Origin of the sequence: Nostoc sp. (genome assembly GCF_036917155.1) — a bacterium.
GTDB lineage: Bacteria > Cyanobacteriota > Cyanobacteriia > Cyanobacteriales > Nostocaceae > Nostoc.
Genome location: NZ_JBALDZ010000225.1, coordinates 36,718 through 54,979, shown reverse-complemented (window position 1 = coordinate 54,979; position 18,262 = coordinate 36,718). Strand labels below are relative to the sequence as shown.

Here is an 18,262-nt window from a genome sequence, read left to right as displayed (position 1 = left end):
TCCCCAGTCCCCAATACCTAATCAAACAAGTCTGGCTGCTCATGGGTAATTTCATCCCACAAATACTGGAATCCACCCCAGCCTGCTTGGTGAGTACCACCGCGTTGTTGGATATTTAAGGCGATGTTATGGTCAATCAGGACAGGTTTTCCTACGGCTTCTGCTAGCAACTGTGCCTTAGCAGTATCCTCTAACCTGATGTACCACCAAGCGGCTTCATCTACACTATGTCCCACGGTCAATATGCCGTGGTTGCGTAAAATCGCAGCTTTGTTCTTGCCTAGTGCTTGAGCAATGCGTTTTCCTTCACTTGTCTCCAAGACAATGCCTGTAAAATCATCAAATAGAGCATGATCTTGATAAAAAGCACAGGAATCTTGGGTAATCGGATCGAGCAACCGACCCAAAGATGACCAAGTTTTGCCATAGAAGGAATGGGCATGAGCCGCAGCTATAACGTCGGGGCGGGCTTCGTGGATTTGAGAGTGAATGGTAAATGCTGCTTGACTAACTTTACCTTCACCCTGGACTACTTGACCTTCACTATTTACCAATATCAGGTCTGATACGCGAATGCGACTGAAATGTATCCCAAAGGGATTTACCCAAAAGTGATCGGTAAGTTCGGGATCGCGGGCAGTAATATGTCCTGCCAATCCTTGAGCAAAACCCAAACGCGCAAATACCCGAAAAGCTGCTGCCAAACGTTCTTGGCGATGACGACGCTCCGATTCAATGGAAACGAAGGTCGGTGGTTGGAAGGGATTGCTGGGGCGGACGAGAGAAGTTTGCACCATAATTTTCAACTCCTACGTATGGATTGGCTAGATGCACAGTGCTGCCTCATTGCTGGTGAGAGCGTCAAGGTTTGTCGATAGACATGGCTTTACCATAAAACTAGCGAGACAATAAAGGATTTATGGTTATTGCTCAGTGGCGATGTCTACGACGGGCTGCGCCTACGCAGTTTTTATCGCTGCAAAATGCGTATTGTTCAATCATCTCCAGTAGACAATGCTACAAATAACTTTTGGCTAATAACCGTAAATACGTTACTAATTACCTGATATCACTTTTTAACTACCTAGTCACAACAAATTTCTTAACTAGAGTAGTTATACTATCAATCAAACTACTGTAAGTCGATCGTATTACAGTAGTTTAAGCTTCAATGAATTTACCACAGTTCATTTAAATAGACAAGCTCAATTTTTAGCTAGCAGCATCTCAATATTGCCGGGAAGTTCTCGTTTATACATTCAGTCAATATAAAATAACTCTAAGTAGGTCGGCAGAATAAAACCAAACTATGTTAACAAAAATGAACGAGACTGAAACCCTTCTGCCTCGTCCGCTGGTTAGAGAATTATGTATCAAGAAGTATCAAAACATATAAATGTTTTAGCGATCGCTCTTTAGAGAAAAACTTTTTGGTTTATTGTTATAAGGGGAGGGTTAGGGTGGGATAAAACTGACGCGAAAACCCAGGTGAGTAAACTATTTCAGACTTGTGTGTACACCGTAGCTCTCCTGCAAGGAGATGGAGTAGCAAAGAAAAATCAGTATTTTAGTGACAAATTCTGTCATCCTATTTATAGGGTAAGCATCTACAGTTACAGTCTGCGATCGCACACCAGTAGCGTAGTAGCCGACAATTTTACAGGTTTCGGCGACCAACTCAGTCTTGAATACGGGTTAACAAAATGTTTAAATATATACAGCATTAGTTATAAATTACCAGTAGATCCTGAAAACGGCACTTTAAACATTCGTTATAGCAACAATAACAGCAGAATTATTGCAGCCCCTTTTGATGATTTAGGTATTCGCAGTGATGCAGAGACATTATCTTTCGGTTTTCGTCAACCATTAATCAGAAAACCCCAAACTGAATTTGCTGTTGGTATCGGATTTGATTTACGTCGCAGTCAAACTTTTTTACTCGATAATATTCCCTTCTCCTTCTCAAATGGGGCGGAAGATGGTAAATCTAGAGTAGACATCTCCAGAAATTAAATATGCGTTATCCAGAATCCTTGTAGAGACGTAGCAGTGCTACGTCTCTACATTCATTTTCACCAGATGTCTAGTTAGCGTTCTGAGATTTTACCAAGAATGGGTACATCGAAATACAACACAAGTTTTAGCTGCGCGATCGCAATTTAGGTATGGAATGGCAAGTTTTTCGTGGTTTGGATGTGCATTTAGATTATGGTATTCCCTTATTTGGGGTCAAGGATCGGGGAGATTCTCTGCAAGATGATGGATTCTATTTCTCATTACAATATCAACCCTTTTGACCTCTCACGTTAAAAAATAAGTTCCTAACTCTTTTATTCTCTCAACCCAACCTTTCACCTCATCAGCCACTTTATACTTCCATTGAAGTTGAAGTACTTCTCTAGTATGAGAATCATCAAATATAACTTTGTCTTTGTTTTCAAAGACAGGTGCCATAAATTCTATCTGAGCAGCTTGGGCAAACATTTTTGACACCTGGCTAATACTCAAATTTTCAGGCGCAGCAAGGTAATGTCCTCCCTTGGAACCAAATCGCGCTACGCCAATATAGCAGTCTGCTAAATCTTCAACATGAATCCACGCTGTCATAAAATCTGGTGGAAATGGCTGAGAGCCTTGGTATGGTTTCCCTGTAATGAACTGCTGAATTGCAAAATCCCAGAAACTACCACGAGTTGGGGCTGAACCATACACTGATGAAGGATACACAATCGAGGCGTTACCTCCATTGCTGATATATTCTTCTACTAGCCCATCTTTCAACACATTTACACCTGCGAGTAAGTCAAGACATGCTAAATATTCTGGCCGTGTATATCCTTTTGGCGGAGGTATCTCTGTTATTCGTCCTCCATTGGCGGTAATCAAAGAGAAATTCCCACTGGTTGTAATTACATGAATATGTGGTGAAACTGCACTAGCACCGTGTAAAGCGGCTTCTAATGGTATACGGTCGAAAGCAAATTGAGCTTCTTTGGTTGATTCTAGAGGCATGTGCCACGCTACATTAATTACCGTTGTAATATCATGCTTGCGAATTGCTTGTGCAACATCATTGCTGGAAATTTCTACCTCTTGAGAGCAGATTATTTCCTTGCAGAAAGTCTTTATACCTTCAATATCGCTACTCGGCCGCACAAGTGCCAATACTGCAAAATCTTGGGTCTGAGAAAACTTCCGGCATAGCGCTCCGCCAATATAGCCGGTTGCACCTATAATCAAAATATTTTTCACGGAAGAGCTTTTTTCGGATGAAAATTCTTTATTCTCTGACATATTTAAAAGTTGTTGCTAATCAAGCTTTTCAATATTTCTAAAAACCAGTATAGCGGAGTATTTAAATAGCTTTGAACTAGAGCAACTTGATATGCTAAAGACGGAATAGAAAGTCGTCAGTATCAGATTATATGGCTACTAGCACAAGGCAAGAAAACAGAGGAAATGAAGAGTGCTGAGTTCCTCGGCGAAGAGAGTGCTGAGATGAAAGACCGCGCCACAAGAGGCGGGGTATCAACCTCCAAACGAATTGTTGATTCCGCTTGACTTCGGGCGGGGCTTTTACCATACTGCAAAAGTACTGAGTATTCAACTTCAAAATTCAGCACTCAGTACTGAGTATGGTAAAGGAAACTGATGAATTCTCCTCCCAATCACTTAATTCCCCATTGAGTAAACATCCATTTCTACCAGTTCATGACCATTCACCTGAAGAAAGTTAATTTGGAGAATTTTGTATGGCAGCCATAACATTGAGTGTATCTACTGTTAAGCCTCTGGGCGATCGCGTCTTCATCAAGGTTAGTGAGTCAGAAGATAAAACTGCGGGCGGAATTTTTCTACCTGATAGCGCCAAGGAAAAGCCGCAGGTGGGTGAAATTGTTGCAGTGGGTTCTGGCAAGCATAACGATGACGGTACCCGTCAAGTGATCGATATTGCAGTTGGCGATAAAGTCCTCTACTCCAAGTACGCTGGTACTGACATCAAGCTTGGTACGGAAGAATATGTCCTGTTGTCTGAGAAGGACATTCTAGCAATTGTTTCATAGTCGATTGCGTCTAAGACTTCTTTGGCTGACTCGATGGCGATTCATTTGCCGCCGAAGTTAAGATATTTATGCTACTAATTGCTGTACATTTTAATACTGCACTGAGCATTAGGCGATGCTTAGGTTGGGCTACGCCTACGCGAATAAACTATAAGTTTTTATACTATACTTACAAAATTGCTACATTTGTGATTAGTCTTTTTAGTTACCATTCATGGTGAGTCGTTTTTAACTAGTGTTCAGTTCATAAACTGTCACTCACTAGATCCCCGGTATTCTTGCAAAAGAGATATTCTTAGTTAGTGCAAGGAGTGATACCATTTCACTACATGTTTGTCACAAGTTATCCCCGTAATACTCCCTCCTCAGGGAGTGTTGCAGATTTCAAATGTTGCATCAAACGAGTGAGTTGGTATAAGCTTTTACGAGAAAGCGCTTGAGTGAGCAAAACCTCAAGCGCTTTTTCGTGTATAAATAAAACAGTCTAACTCTCTGGACGCTCACACAGATGTTTTAAATATACATATAATAGGGAAGGAAACTACTAGTATAATATTTATTGCAATACATACTTCATAGTTTGAGCATCGGTGCGATCGCATCTTAAATATCTCAAGTTTGCGCGTTCTATCAAAACCTACCACCCAATAAAGCTCCCGCCGCAGTTAGTTGCGCCTTATATACAGATGTTAAGATAACTTGTTCCTGCTTCAGCGTCTTCTTTCCTCCAATGTCGTTAAACCCTCTATTTTCCGACACTAATTGAGGCGAAATGATTAAATATCTAATATATGAAGCTTGAGTATTATAAACAGTACTTACATTGCAAAACAGTCGGTCTTCGCTCTCAAGGCAAACAAAATCTTGAATGGTTTATTGCTTCATTTGCTTCAATTACCGAGAAACAACAGTGGACTAGCCAGTTCCTAGAAACTCAAGAATACGAATACGGAAATAAAATTAGCTACGAGCTTTATGAAGAGGTTGTGTTTCCTGCTCTTTTCAGGGGTTATCAAAACCGTGATTTTTGGTCAGCTTTGTGGCTTGCTCGTACAGCCCAAAATTTATACAAGGCAAAGCATCTCCACGAGCAGATTAACTTCAAAACTGACTACGAGCTACTCAAAGAATGTTACTTGCTTGATCGAAGTAATGCTGATGTGCATAAAGATTTGCTAAGTGTTCAAATTCGATGGCTTCAATATTGCATTCATGAATATCCAACTGGAATTCTGTATGGGGTCAACGGGGCAACAATAGACGAATGTCACGAAATTCTTTCAGAAATTGAGTTTATTAGAGAACTCGATGTTGAAAAGATTCATGAGAAATTTCTCAATGAGGTTCAATCAAAAGTGCTTGAATACCTCATTCGCCTTAAAAAATGCCAAATATCCAAAAACTTACACGAACATGAATGAAGGGCTTGATCTAAGCTCGACTTTATCCAAAATTAAGAACTCGGTTTCTTTATCTGGCAAAAATCGTGGCTTTTTGGCAAATACTTTTTCTAAGTCACAGAGCATAGATAAAGTTCAAAAAGTAAAACTACTGTCCCACATAGGTTTCAGCGATAGCGATCGCGTTGCGAAAAAAATGGATAAAGTAGAGCTAAGAGGTTGTTTGAAAAGTCTAAATTATTACCAAGCCCCTTCGGGGCGGGAACAGGGAACTCTTAACAGGGAACAGAAAAAAAATTAGCCCCGAATACAGGGTTTAAAGCCCCTAAATTTATTTATGAAAAGAGATAAAAATATTTGAAACGAGATGGCGTCAGCCACGATGTTTCAATGTGTCCTTGTACAAATCCCCTGATTTTAATTATGGGGATTTCCCTGTTGCCTGTTGCCCGTTCCCTGTTCCCTTTTAATTGCCCTGGCGACTAGAAGTCGCGGCTACACGAGACTTTACCTGCCTAGCCTGTGGCAACGCCAAGGGCGAACGCAGCTTTCTTTCGCCCTTGGCGTAGATGCGCCTCCATTGGAGACTCACGTTAAATTTATTTTGATACTCAAAATGGGTATTACAAATAAGTACTTCAGATGAAATAGGTTTTCAAAGATGATTTTCAGCTTCAGAAATACTAGTGCTGTGTGTGCCGTATTTTTATTAGTCAGCGTTAGCAACTTCCATCAGTCAGCTATAGCTACTATCGACAAGCAGTCCCAACTGATAGCACAGCAGAGTAAAACCCAGCCGCACCCGGTTTTTAAATCTATTCTGCCTAAATTAAAGCAAAAGACTCAAATTAAGATTTTATTACCGAAGTTTATTCCTGAGTCGGATGGGGAAAATCCAATTTACGCAATTATAGAAGCTGCTACGAAAAATAATTATGATATTCTACTGGGTTTCAGTCCAGACTGTAGTGGTGGAACTGCTTGCCGTTTGGGTGTGCTTTCGGCTGAAGCTGTAACCCGCAAAACACCCCGTCTGACTGGTAAACCTGTATCTTTAGCTAAGGGTATCACTGGCTATTTTGTGGATTTTGCTTGTGGTGCTAATTGTTCAGATGCTACCTTGACTTGGAGACAACAGGGTGTGCAATATATTGTTGGGTTGAAAGCAGGCGATCGCACTTCTCTAATAAAAATGGCTAATTCTGCGATTAATCCCTAGCTAACGTCAGAGTTAGATTGTACTTCCCAGCGAAACAGCCGTGGCAATTGAGATACATCGATGGCGTAGCTAACAATCCACAGCACCAATTCAAAAATCAATAAATACCGTACCCACAGCAACTCGCTTTGAGAATCCAAAATTGTCAAACCCTCATACAATTGCCAGAAGCGGTAAGGGAGATATATATAAGGAACCATCACCCACACGACATTTTGCAACTGCCTAAGGGTCACTCTTTCTGAGATAATTTGCAACCCTAATACGATAAAATACCAACCAAGCACAGTTAACACAGTGCGATCGCCCCACCATACACCCCATAATAGCATAAACACTAATGGCAGTAATACTCCTAGCAGTTGCACTGATCCAAACCATATTTTATACCAACCGGGAAATGGTAAAGGTAGAGTATAAGGTTTTGTGTCTTTCCATCCCCAGTTGATAGCCACAATCAAAAGTGTGGCAATTAAGAAAAAGAGGAAATTTTCTACGAACAGATAGAGATTGAGTTCCATAAATAAATTTAGTTGCTCTGTTACCATTGTTCTTTTTCTTTACTTTTGCCTTGTTCGGTCATTCTCCCTAAGTAGTATTTTTCCAGACTAAAGACTTTGCCCTATACCCTACGCCATATTCTCTTTATGGGGCAATCTGCTTAAGATTCAGATAATTAATTTACCTTTCTAGAAGTACCAAGAGGACTTTAACCTTTATTTGCTCGACTTTCTTGAATTACATGGATAATCGATGGTAATAAAGAAATAACTATAATTAATCCAATAATCGGTAACAAATACTTATCTACCTGTTCACCTGGCAGAGATTTTCCTAAGAAAAACCCTAAAAAGGTGATGCCGAATGTCCACAATAATCCGCCGATTAAGTTGTAAGACATAAATGTTCGGTAATGCATCGAACCCAGCCCAGCCACAATCGGCGCAAAAGTGCGAATAATTGGTGTAAACCTCGCCAATACTAGCGTTTTCTTGCCATGCTTCTCATAAAAATCCTGGGTTTTTACCAAGTGTTTTTTATGAAAAAACCATGAATCTTCTTTCTGAAATAATTTTCTGCCAAATCTGTGTCCTGTAGCGTAGCCAACATTATCACCAAGGACTGCACAAACAAAAGCACCAAAAACCAAAACCCAAATGTTAAACCCTGATATCGGAGAAGATGCGAGAAATCCAGCAGTAAATAGCAAACTATCTCCCGGCAGAAAAAAACCAATTAGCAAGCCAGATTCGGCAAAGATAATCGCCCACACCCCAAAGTAGCCAATTTTTGTAATTAGGTCTTGTAAATCTAAATGCATAAAATCTTTTACCGTTAAATAATAAGCCTAAAATATCTTAACGTTTAGCAATTTTCCTGAATAAAAAGTAATATTAAATTTACATAAAGTTATTGTGTGAACTTGGGAAATATCATAATAAATGACATATTTTATGGTAGGGGTGCAAGATGCAAAGATATTTGAAAGTATTAAGACTATTTTGGGGTACTGCGATCGCCGCAGAATTGGAATATCGGATTAATTTTTTCATAGCTACCCTCAGCAGCTTGGGAAATCTTGTCGGCAGCCTCTTTGGACTATTCTTGTTTTATCGGACTGGCTACACTTTTAGTGGCTGGACATGGGAAGCAGCTTTAGTGGTTTTAGGAATTTTTACCTTACTCCAAGGATTTTCTGCTACTTTTCTGTCGTCGAACTTAAATCGTATTGTCCGCCATGTCCAGGAAGGCACTTTAGACTTTATTTTATTAAAACCTATTCGCAGTCAGTTTTGGCTTTCCACTCATACCCTTTCACCTTGGGGACTGCCGGATCTAATTTTTGGTAGTATTATCATTGGCTATGCAGGTAAACGCCTCGGTGTAGGAATAGACGGTTATCTACTTGGTGTGTTGCCGTTATTGTTCAGCTTAGTGATTTTGTACAGCCTGTGGTTTATGCTGGGAGCAACAAGTATTTGGTTCGTAAAGATATACAACGCTACCGAAGTACTGCGTGGTTTGTTGGAAGCTGGGCGATATCCTATTCCTGCATATCCCACTGCTTACCGCTTTTTTTTCACCTTTGTAATGCCAGTAGCTTTTTTAACTACTGTACCAGCCGAAGTGCTGTTGGGTCGGAGTAAAATTAGCTGGTTGATAGGTGCGGCAATATTAGCAATGTTGTTGTTTTTCGCTTCTACTTGGTTTTGGCGGTTTGCGTTGCGGTTTTATACTAGTGCTTCGAGTTAGAGAGATTTGAAAAGTAATCAAATTTCTCCTGGAAGTTTTGGTATACCTGTATGGTTAGATTTCAACCTCGGTGAAATGTTCTATGGTATCTCAAATAGATATACATTTGCCTAATAGAGTTTTACAACGCTTGCAAAATGTGAAAGATTTTGTGGGTGGAAGCGTTAACTCTCTAAACAACTCAGTACAACTTGCTGGGGAGTCTTTAAATACAACAACTGATAGAGCAATTGATACAGTTACAACCAGCTTAGAGCAAACTTGGCAAACAGCGGAGCAATTTAAGAGTACAACATCAGGAGCGGTAAAAGGTGCGATCGCATCTTCTGCAAGTGATTGGTTAACACAACATCCGATATTTTTCAGGTTAGTTCAAATACTAGGTTGGGCGACTAATCACCCAATTATTAGTATAGTGATTTTGCTGTTTGCGATCGCTCTCATCTGGAGCATCATCAAAGCAATTGTCCGCTTGATTGAAACAGCTAGTTGGTCAATACTGCAAGTTCCGTTAAAATTGCTTCAGGCTTTGATCAAAGTTAGCCTTTTATCATTGGCTAAAGTTGGGAGTTTTACTTTGCAACAAATCACAGGTGCTAAACAAGCTGATAACATAGCAGCTTTGCCACCTGAAAGTTTTCAAGCAAATAAACAACAAAGATTGGTAGAAATTTCTCAGCGTTTGGAAGCGATTCAAAAGGAACAGAATGAGCTTTTACAAGAAGCCGCAGACTTGATTACTTCTGACACTATTGATATAAAAATATCAAACATTAAACAGCTAAAAAGCGTTGAATCACATCTTGGCTGAGTTCTTCTGTAGAACCAGAGGCGACAATACCACCTTTTTGCATAGCGTAATAGTAATCAGCCTGACGGACAAAGTGCAAATGTTGCTCTACCAATAAAACCGAAATGCCTGTGGTTTCGACGATGCGACGCACTGCGGCTTCAATTTCTAGGATGATGGAGGGTTGAATACCTTCGGTGGGTTCATCCAAGACGAGTAATTGGGGTTCTCCCATTAAAGCACGTGCGATCGCTAATTGTTGCTGCTGTCCCCCACTTAAATCACCACCCATCCGCGAAAGCATGGTTTTTAACACTGGGAATAAGCTAAAAACTTCCTCTGGAATTTCTGCTTTTTTTACTGGTTTGCGTCTAGCCTCCAACCCCAGCAGCAAATTTTCTTTGACTGTCAATCGGGGGATAATTTCTCTTCCTTGGGGGACATAACCAATTCCTAACTTTGCTCTTTGGTCTGGAGATTTGGAGTTGATTAATTGTTCAGCTAAATTAATTGTACCGCTGCGGGGTTTGAGTAAACCCATGATGGTTTTGAGTAGGGTTGTTTTACCTACACCATTGCGTCCGATTAGGCAGACCATTTGCCCAGATGGTACGCTTAAATCTACATTGCGGAGAATGTGGCTTTCGCCGTAGTAAACGTTAAGGTTAGAGATTTTTAGCATATAATCTTTGGCTTCCCACTTACTCCAGTGAGTTGTTTAACTCCATCGTTTATTCTTCTTGTTTTCCCAAATAAACCTCAATCACACGAGAGTCATTTTGCACTTCCTCAAAATTCCCTTCGCACAGCACGGAACCTTCATGTAACACTGTTACTTTTCGGGCAATTTGACGCACAAACTCCATATCATGTTCAATTACTAAAATTGAATGACTCTGCGCTAGTGCTAAAAGTAGTTCGCCAATGTTATAGGTTTCTTCATCTGTTAAACCTGCAACTGGTTCATCAACGAGTAATAAATCTGGAGACTGTGCTACTAACATCCCAATTTCTAAACGTTGCTTTTCTCCGTGAGAAAGTAAAGCGGCTTTTATATCAGCTTTTGGCGTTAAACCGATAGTTTCCAACAATCCCTTAATATTATTCTTTTCAACAGCATTAGAATGTTCAAACAAAGTAGAAAAGACATTTTTCTTTTTATTACTGGTAATTTCCAGATTTTCACGGAGTGTTAAATTTAAGTAAATTCGGGGTGTTTGAAACTTACGCCCAATTCCCAATCGGGCAATTTTATATTCAGGTAAAGAACGCAGATTTCTTCCTTTGAATAAAACTCGCCCTAAAGTTGGTTGTACTTTCCCCGTAATCACATCCAGGAATGTTGTCTTTCCCGCACCATTGGGGCCAATTACTACTCGTAATTCACCCACATCCATACTAAAGTTAAGCTGGTTTAAAGCCTTAAAACCATCAAAACTAACAGTTACATTTTCAGTTTCCAATATTTTCGCGTTCATGTTGCACTTCGGGGTCTTCTTCCAAGGTAGGATATGTAGCAATTTCTTGACGGCGGTAGAAAAGCGAAATATTCTGACTACGTAACCATCCCACGATGCCGTCAGGAAGCACTGTGACGACTATCAAAAATAGTGCGCCTTGGAAAAATAGCCAGATTTCGGCAAATTGTTCGCTTAAAAAAGTGCGGGCATAATTTACTAACAAAGTTCCGATAATTGCCCCAATTAAAGTAGCGCGTCCGCCTACAGCAACCCAAATCACCATTTCAATTGAAAAGGCAATATCCATTGCTCTAGGTGAGACAGAACCACTCTGAATGGTGTAAAATGCTCCTGCTATACCTGCGATCGCACCTGAAACTGCAAACACCACCACCTTAAAATCTGTAGGGTCATAGCCAGAAAATCTTACCCGACTTTCATCATCACGAATCGCTATCAACAACCTCCCAAAGCGTCCAGTTGTCAACCAGCGACAAATCCCATAGGTGATTGCGAGAAACACTACCGTCAGTGTGTAGAAAACAAACTGTGTTTTGGTATCGCTAACTGTTGCCCCAAACAAAGTTGTAAAATCTATCAGTCCATTCGTACCGTTGAAAAATTGTTGTTGACCGTTAAAGAAGTTGAAAAATACAATAGTTCCGGCTTGAGTCAAGATAGAAAAATAAACTCCCTTGAGGCGATTTCGGAAAACTAAATATCCCAACAATCCCGCCAATAACCCTGGAATTAATACCACACCAGCTATTGTCAAAGGAAAAGAATAAAAAGGTTGCCAAAAGGCGGGAAGTTCAGTAACTCCATAAAGTCCCATGAAATCAGGCAATTCTCCACTAGGGACTTGCAACTTCAGGTACATTGCGATCGCATATCCACCCAAACCAAAGAAAATACCATGTCCCAAACTTAGTAAACCAGTATAACCCCAAATCAAATCGATACCTAGAGCCACAATCGCCAGCGATAAAAATCGCCCCAACAAATTCAGACGAAACTCCGTAAGCAACAGTGGCATAATGATAATGAGGAGAAGTGCGATCGCAACCACCACCCCCACCTCAATTAAAATTAACCTTCCTTCCTTCTTTCTCATCTTGGCGTCCTTGGCGTCTTGGCGGTTCGTTTAAACATCAACAATACGTCCCTTCTGCGGAAAAATCCCCCCAGGCTTCCACTGTAAAAACACAATAATCAGCGCAAATACCATCACCTTCGCCATACTCGTCGTAGCAAAAAAAGTAAACAAATCAGCCAAAGGTTTAACAGGAGTCAACAACAAAGCCAGAGTTCCAGAACCAATTAAAAAATTAGCCGTACCAATTCCTAACGCAGCCACAATCGTACCGCCTAAATTGCCCACACCCCCAACCACAACAACCATAAAAGTATCAATAATATAGTTTTGTCCCGTATTTGGCCCTACAGAACCAAGCAAACTAATTGCACATCCCGCCACACCAGCTAAACCAGAACCCAGTGCAAAAGTAATTGCATCAACCTTTTGAGTTGGGATACCCAAACAAGCGCTCATACTCCGGTTTTGCGTCACCGCCCGAATTCTTAAACCCCAGCTAGAACGTTGTAAAAATAAATAAATTCCTGCCACACAGATGATTGTTAAAGCAATAATAAATAACCTGGCAAAGGGTAATTGTACACCACCTAAAGATATCCCCGCTTGTAACCAAGTCGGTGCCGTGACATCCACATTTTGAGCGCCAAACCAAGGTTGAGTCACTGCTAGCTGATAAGTTTGACTCAAGAAATTGCCTGTTGTGATTGTCACCCCCAACGATAATAAAAATATCACTGTCACAATCCAGTTACGAACTCTTCCCAAATCGGTGCGGGAATTTAAAATCCATAAACCTCCAAAAAACAACAGAGAAAATATAGCTATACCAATTATCAATACCCAATTCACACTGCGAACAAACTGCTGAAAAATTAAACTTACTCCCCAAGTTGCGAGTAAAGTTTCTAATGGGCGTCCATAGAGATAACGAATCACGCCTCTTTCTAAAATTAATCCCACAGCAGCCGTGAATATAAAAGCAATAATCAAAGCCAAAAATATATAGACTTCAAACCACACCCCACCCAATTGCTTACAAGCATTTTGCACAACAAATGTTGTATAAGCACCAAACATCATCAATTCGCCATGCGCCATATTGATGACACCCATCAATCCAAATATAATAGCTAGTCCCAACGCGGCAATTAATAATACTGCGCCAATACTAATACCATTAAATACAGCTTCTAAGAATCCTGCTAACACTTATTTCTCCACATACTAATTCGTAATTCGTAATTAGGTATAGGGTGTGTTACGGTACAAGTTAATAAACATAGCAGTAATAAATATTGTAACCGTAACTCACCGAGATAAATGGTGCGTTGCGCTTCGCTATAACGCACCCTACAAAGTTAAGATTGACTAATTCCTAATTGGTAATTAACGCTCTTTTTTTACTCTCGTCAGATTAAATCTAAAACCCTATTTTGGCGTTAGTCCGCGCAGGCGGACGAGAGTTTGTGTAGGCGCGATTTCTAATCGCTTGGATTATTCTCTCTCCAGAGTCATAGAAGAGCGTTAATTACGAATTACGAATTATTTAGATTTTCTTGTACTTACCACCCTTTGCAGGGTCACTCCAATCACAAGCAAATCCCTTAGTTTCTTTCACAAATTGATTCCAAGGAATTGGCTCAACTGCTGTCGGAGTAGCATAGACAATATCAAATAAACCATCTTGTCTAACTTGACCAATCCGCACAATTTTAGATATGTGATGATTGGCACCCATTGTCACTTTACCTTCAGGCGCATCTAGAGTTTGACCATAAGCCGCAGCACTTACCTTAGCTATGTCTGTAGTACCAGCTTTTTCTACTGCTTGTTTCCACAAATAAACTGCAATGTATGCTGCTTCCATTGGGTCATTTGTCACCCGATTTTCACCGTACTCTTTCTTGAAAGCTGCAACAAACTTCTTATTAGCAGGTGTGTCTACTGTTTGAAAATAGTTCCAAGCTGCATAGTGACCTTTGAGATACTCTACACCAATCGCTTTAACTTCTTCTTCGGCAATACTTACAGACATGGAGGGATATTTATCTGGTGTCAATCCAGCCCCTTTTAATTGTTTGAAGAAAGCAACATTGCTATCACCATTTAAGGTATTATAAATCACACCACCATTTGGCAAATTTTGCTTAATTTTAGTAATGATTGGTGTAACTTCTGTATTGCCGAGAGGTAAATAATCTTCACCAACTGTTTTTCCGCCTAAAGCTTCTAGTTGAGCTTTAATAATTGTATTAGCAGTCCGGGGAAAAACGTAGTCAGAGCCAACTAAGAAGAATTCTTTGCCCTTATTTTTTAACAGCCAATCAACAGATGGTTCAATTTGTTGATTTGGCGCAGCGCCAGTGTAGAAAATATTTTTAGAACACTCTTGACCTTCATATTGCACAGGATACCAGAGCATGTGATTTTTGCTCTCAAATACTGGCTTAACGTTCTTGCGGCTAGCAGAAGTCCAACAACCAAAAACTACACTAACTTTATCTTGATCGATGAGTTTGGTTGCCTTTTCCCTAAAAGTATCCCAGTTAGAAGCACCATCTTCGGTAACTGCTTCAATTTGTTTACCTAATATACCACCAGCAGCATTAATTTCTTTGATTGCTAATTTCTCAGCATCAACAACGCTTTTTTCACTAATAGCCATCGTACCACTCAAAGAGTGCAAAATACCTACTTTGATGGTGTTACCAGTAGTAGCCGCTGCTGGGGAAGCCGTAGGAATCACGGCTGGACTTTCTGTAATAGCAGTTGGAGAATTATTCACGCAAGCTTTCAAAAAAAAGCTGCTTCCAAAAGTTAAAGAACCGTAGATTAAAAACTTGCGTCGCTTAAATTGTCTTTTCATAAAAATACCTGGTATGTGGGAAAATCAGCGGCTTTAGCCCTGAGAGGGAAGCGACACGGGCGGTAATAAAGCGCATTGAATCTTTTTAACTTGAGTAGCCATAGCCATCTTTTTTGTGGATAGTTTTACAGGTTTTATATTTTTATTAATTTTCCTCTTGATGAATCAGCCAACTCGTTGGAAGCTGACAATATCAATCTTTAAAGTGTGATATTAGTGCGATAGTTTACTACCAAAAAGTGACGTAATATACAAAATGGTTTGTTTTCTTAATAAAAAACAAATTTCTTAATATTAATCTTTGTTAACTTTATCAAGATTCTTATATTTCAATAGGCTTGGGTTAAGGATAATTGGTCTTTGAAGATGCGATAAATCGCGTCTCTACATGAGGGTTTTGGGCTTGTATTATCTTATATCTATGCAATACGTTATGGAAGAACAAAACCTTTCTCTTCTACAAACGTCTTGCAATTTTTAATTAATAATTTTTAATTGGAGCGTAGCAAGCTACACGCAGTGTCTCCAGGAGTTGCGACTTGACTGCGGGGCTTTTAGATTAGCATTTGTCTAATAATTTCATCTTCCTGGCCATTTGCAAAATTAGCAAAGCGCTTTGCCAAAGGTGGTATAAGTACTAGGGGATTACTAAACCCAGAGAAAACATGAATGCTCTCAAATCCGGGGATAGCACCAATTAAGGGGAGTTGATTGCTACTAAATGCTACTAAGCAGTGATACCAAGTCCCTGATAAATTCTCCAATGTTGGTAGAATTTGACCAACACTTCTTCGCAACCATTTTTCACTTACCTCTGAGTTTACCTTGACATGAGGATCTGCGATCGCACGGCTAATTTGACCGATGCGGATACTACCATCTTGAAACTGAATGGCACCCACATCTAAAATTGGTGCTACTAACTCATTGCCAAGTTCATCCCATAATGCATCAACTTGAGTTGATTCAGCTTCTAGTTGAAACCGTTGCACATTAGCTGGCATAACTAAGGTGCGTAACCTGATATCAAGAGGTGGGGTTTCAATGATTTCTGTATGGGTAAAATACAACTTGATGGGAATACCAGCAGATTTGAGAAGCTGGCGGCTAAGTCCACCGGCACAAATGACAACCTTAGCGCTGTGAAAAGTTGCAGTGGTGGTTTTGACGCCATCTTGTAATACTTGCAATACTTGAAATATCTGCATTTCACCCCCAGCACGTTCAAAAGCTTGGATGTAAGCTTGTGCTGTTTTTTCTGGGTGAATATGACCGTGTTTGACAGTTAAAGCCCCAGATATCGCCTCTCGATTTAGCAGCGGTTCCAACTCACAGGCTTCTTGAACACTGAGTAAACGAGGGGGAATGGCAAAATGATTATATAACGCAGCAGTTACTTCTGGGTCAGAATCGGCTGAAATAGTTAGTAATAAATCTAACTCCCGAAATTGGATATCAGCATCTAACTCTTGAGCTAGGATATGGTAAAGTGCGATCGCTTCCTCGCACAATAGCCTAGTTAGTGGTGTACTACTCGACCAATAGGCAAGCCCACCATAACTATAGCGAGTTGCATTCTGTGATGTACTATATTGCTCCAACAAAAGTACAGAAAAGCCACTTTTAGCCAGTTCATAAGCGAGTGCAGCACCCGCAATTCCACCACCAACCACAATCCAGTCGTAGGTTTTCATAAGTTATTGTACTAGGTCATCCAGAATTTTATACTCGCTTTGGCTTTCAACTTTCAGTTGTTTATGAAATCGAGTCTCCTTTTCCAGTACCAGAGGATGTATTTATGGTTAAACCACTGCAAAGCTATCACCAAAGGTACAAGGGAAAAGTTGTCTATCCACCAGCTTTTCATGGAGTATAATTACAGCTCAGGGTAATTGACATCTTTTAGCACTGCTACTAATTTTTCAATGTGCGCTGCTTCATGAGTTGCCATTAGAGATATTCTGATCCGACTTGTGGGTACTGTGGGAGGACGAATTGCTGGGGCAAAAATGCCAGCATCTCTTAGCTGTTTTCCAGCTTCGAGGGCATCTGTGGCACTAGGCAATTGAAAACATAATATTGGTGATTCTGAAAGCAGTAATTTTAGATTGGGTAACTGTTGTTGCAGCAAACTTTTCAAGTAATGTATATTTTGCCACAATTGGACTCGGCGTTGCGGTTCTTGTTGCACTATTTTGATGGCTGCTAAGGCCGCCGCCGTATCAGCAGGTGAAAGCCCAGTGGTGTAAATCCAAGTGGGTGCGCGGTTCCGCAAAAAGTCAATTAAGGCGCTACTTCCTGCCACATACCCGCCTAAACTAGCCAAAGCTTTACTCAAGGTGCCAATTTGAATTAATGGCTTTCCTGTATACCCAAAATGTTCCACACACCCAGCGCCAGTTTTTCCTAGCACACCAGTGGCATGAGCTTCATCAACTAGCAGCATACAGCTAAACTCATCAGCGAGATCCAACAGTGCGGACATCGGACATAAATCGCCATCCATACTGAAGACGGTATCAGTAAGAATTAAACAGCGTCGGTAATTTTGCCGCTGTTGACTCAACTGAGTTTTTAGAACTTCAATATCACAGTGCGGATATTCCACAACTGCTGCACCGCTAAGAATCGCTCCATTTTTCAAGCTGGAATGATTGTACTGGTCAGAGAGAATTAAATCACGCTTGCCTACAAGGGCGGTAATTGCACCCAAATTGGCTAGATACCCGGAACTAAAGACTAAGGCATCTTCTGTTTGTTTGGTAGATGCGATCGCCTCTTCTAACTCCCTGTGTAATTCTCGATGCCCACTGAGTAATCTAGAACCAGTACTACCAGTCCCAAATTGGGCGATGGCAGCAGTTGCGGCTGCCATCAAGCGCTCATCCCCAGCCAAGCCCAAATAGTCATTGCTGGCAAAATTAATTACCTCTTGCCCAGCTAAAACCACCGTTGCACCTGGACGACCGTGGATCGTTTGTACTGAACGATACCAGCCTACCCGATGAATTGTTACTAAGGACTGTTCTAGCCAGGCATAAGGGTCGGTGGGCATGGGCGGGGGTAGGGGGTAGGGGCTAGTAAGTCAAAAGCTAAAAGTAAAAAGTAAAA

The 18,262-nt window shown here is 40.6% G+C and carries 19 protein-coding genes and 1 pseudogene; 9 read left to right on the top strand and 11 right to left on the bottom strand.

Annotation, left to right across the window (positions count from 1 at the left end; translation table 11 throughout):
• Positions 1–17: 17 nt before the first annotated feature.
• Positions 18–797 carry a class II aldolase/adducin family protein gene (locus V7K67_RS29955; protein ID WP_334733595.1) on the bottom strand — a complete coding sequence of 260 codons (780 nt, stop codon included), beginning with the start codon at positions 795–797 and terminating at the stop codon, positions 18–20.
• A gap of 691 nt (positions 798–1,488) precedes the next feature.
• Between V7K67_RS29955 and V7K67_RS29950 the strand changes: the two genes are divergently transcribed.
• Together V7K67_RS29950 and V7K67_RS29945 are read left to right on the top strand one after the other, a co-directional pair.
• Positions 1,489–2,016: a ShlB/FhaC/HecB family hemolysin secretion/activation protein gene (locus V7K67_RS29950; protein ID WP_334733594.1), complete on the top strand. Its 528-nt coding sequence runs from the start codon at positions 1,489–1,491 to the stop codon at positions 2,014–2,016.
• Between the two features lie 152 nt (positions 2,017–2,168).
• A complete protein-coding gene (locus V7K67_RS29945) occupies positions 2,169–2,300 on the top strand; it encodes a hypothetical protein (protein ID WP_334733593.1) in 132 nt (43 codons plus the stop codon).
• A gap of 4 nt (positions 2,301–2,304) precedes the next feature.
• Here the strand turns inward: V7K67_RS29945 and V7K67_RS29940 are convergent, their stop codons facing one another.
• Complete coding sequence (locus V7K67_RS29940) at positions 2,305–3,297, bottom strand: NAD-dependent epimerase/dehydratase family protein (RefSeq protein WP_334733592.1); 993 nt, start codon at positions 3,295–3,297, stop codon at positions 2,305–2,307.
• 458 nt (positions 3,298–3,755) lie between these two features.
• On the opposite strand from V7K67_RS29940, the gene groES reads away from it, so the two are divergent.
• The 4 genes from groES (at position 3,756) to V7K67_RS29920 (ending at position 6,686) form a co-directional block, all read left to right on the top strand.
• Positions 3,756–4,067: a co-chaperone GroES gene (gene groES / locus V7K67_RS29935; RefSeq protein ID WP_334733591.1), complete on the top strand. Its 312-nt coding sequence runs from the start codon at positions 3,756–3,758 to the stop codon at positions 4,065–4,067.
• Positions 4,068–4,858: 791 nt separating this feature from the next.
• Positions 4,859–5,488 carry a hypothetical protein gene (locus V7K67_RS29930; RefSeq protein ID WP_334733590.1) on the top strand — a complete coding sequence of 210 codons (630 nt, stop codon included), beginning with the start codon at positions 4,859–4,861 and terminating at the stop codon, positions 5,486–5,488.
• Positions 5,481–5,768 carry a hypothetical protein gene (locus V7K67_RS29925; RefSeq protein ID WP_335169635.1) on the top strand — a complete coding sequence of 96 codons (288 nt, stop codon included), beginning with the start codon at positions 5,481–5,483 and terminating at the stop codon, positions 5,766–5,768. The genes V7K67_RS29930 and V7K67_RS29925 overlap by 8 nt, the downstream gene beginning before the upstream one ends.
• Before the next feature lie 360 nt (positions 5,769–6,128).
• Positions 6,129–6,686: a hypothetical protein gene (locus V7K67_RS29920; protein ID WP_334708579.1), complete on the top strand. Its 558-nt coding sequence runs from the start codon at positions 6,129–6,131 to the stop codon at positions 6,684–6,686.
• Here V7K67_RS29920 and V7K67_RS29915 read toward each other — a convergent pair.
• On the bottom strand, positions 6,683–7,234 hold the full coding sequence (locus V7K67_RS29915; RefSeq protein WP_335169633.1) for a hypothetical protein: 552 nt from the start codon (positions 7,232–7,234) through the stop codon (positions 6,683–6,685). The genes V7K67_RS29920 and V7K67_RS29915 overlap by 4 nt on opposite strands.
• Before the next feature lie 161 nt (positions 7,235–7,395).
• On the bottom strand, positions 7,396–8,007 hold the full coding sequence (locus V7K67_RS29910; RefSeq protein WP_335169631.1) for a DedA family protein: 612 nt from the start codon (positions 8,005–8,007) through the stop codon (positions 7,396–7,398).
• Positions 8,008–8,156: 149 nt separating this feature from the next.
• Between V7K67_RS29910 and V7K67_RS29905 the strand changes: the two genes are divergently transcribed.
• Positions 8,157–8,939 carry an ABC transporter permease gene (locus V7K67_RS29905; RefSeq protein WP_335169629.1) on the top strand — a complete coding sequence of 261 codons (783 nt, stop codon included), beginning with the start codon at positions 8,157–8,159 and terminating at the stop codon, positions 8,937–8,939.
• 82 nt (positions 8,940–9,021) lie between these two features.
• Positions 9,022–9,750: a hypothetical protein gene (locus tag V7K67_RS29900; protein ID WP_335169627.1), complete on the top strand. Its 729-nt coding sequence runs from the start codon at positions 9,022–9,024 to the stop codon at positions 9,748–9,750.
• Here the strand turns inward: V7K67_RS29900 and urtE are convergent.
• The 6 genes from urtE to V7K67_RS29870 all read right to left on the bottom strand — a co-directional run bounded on the left by urtE (position 9,713) and on the right by V7K67_RS29870 (position 16,845).
• Positions 9,713–10,411, bottom strand: coding sequence for an urea ABC transporter ATP-binding subunit UrtE (gene urtE, locus V7K67_RS29895; protein WP_334733947.1), 699 nt, complete (start codon positions 10,409–10,411; stop codon positions 9,713–9,715). The genes V7K67_RS29900 and urtE overlap by 38 nt on opposite strands.
• A 49-nt stretch (positions 10,412–10,460) precedes the next feature.
• Positions 10,461–11,207 carry an urea ABC transporter ATP-binding protein UrtD gene (urtD, locus tag V7K67_RS29890; protein WP_335169625.1) on the bottom strand — a complete coding sequence of 249 codons (747 nt, stop codon included), beginning with the start codon at positions 11,205–11,207 and terminating at the stop codon, positions 10,461–10,463.
• The gene (urtC, locus tag V7K67_RS29885; protein WP_335169623.1) at positions 11,182–12,303 is read right to left on the bottom strand and encodes an urea ABC transporter permease subunit UrtC; all 1,122 of its coding nucleotides are present in this window, start codon (positions 12,301–12,303) and stop codon (positions 11,182–11,184) included. The genes urtD and urtC overlap by 26 nt, the downstream gene beginning before the upstream one ends.
• Positions 12,304–12,333: 30 nt before the next feature.
• A complete protein-coding gene (urtB, locus tag V7K67_RS29880; RefSeq protein WP_334733949.1) occupies positions 12,334–13,494 on the bottom strand; it encodes an urea ABC transporter permease subunit UrtB in 1,161 nt (386 codons plus the stop codon).
• A 337-nt stretch (positions 13,495–13,831) separates the two neighbouring features.
• The gene (gene urtA / locus V7K67_RS29875) at positions 13,832–15,151 is read right to left on the bottom strand and encodes an urea ABC transporter substrate-binding protein (RefSeq protein WP_335169621.1); all 1,320 of its coding nucleotides are present in this window, start codon (positions 15,149–15,151) and stop codon (positions 13,832–13,834) included.
• A 554-nt stretch (positions 15,152–15,705) separates the two neighbouring features.
• Entirely contained in the window at positions 15,706–16,845 is a 1,140-nt protein-coding gene (locus tag V7K67_RS29870) for an NAD(P)/FAD-dependent oxidoreductase (RefSeq protein WP_334733951.1), read from the bottom strand.
• 2 nt (positions 16,846–16,847) lie between these two features.
• Here V7K67_RS29870 and V7K67_RS29865 point away from each other — a divergent pair.
• Positions 16,848–17,027 (top strand): annotated as a pseudogene (locus V7K67_RS29865) (GNAT family N-acetyltransferase); the annotation flags it as partial.
• Here V7K67_RS29865 and bioF read toward each other — a convergent pair.
• Entirely contained in the window at positions 17,028–18,206 is a 1,179-nt protein-coding gene (gene bioF, locus V7K67_RS29860) for an 8-amino-7-oxononanoate synthase (protein WP_334733953.1), read from the bottom strand. It lies immediately after the preceding pseudogene.
• Positions 18,207–18,262: the final 56 nt, after the last annotated feature.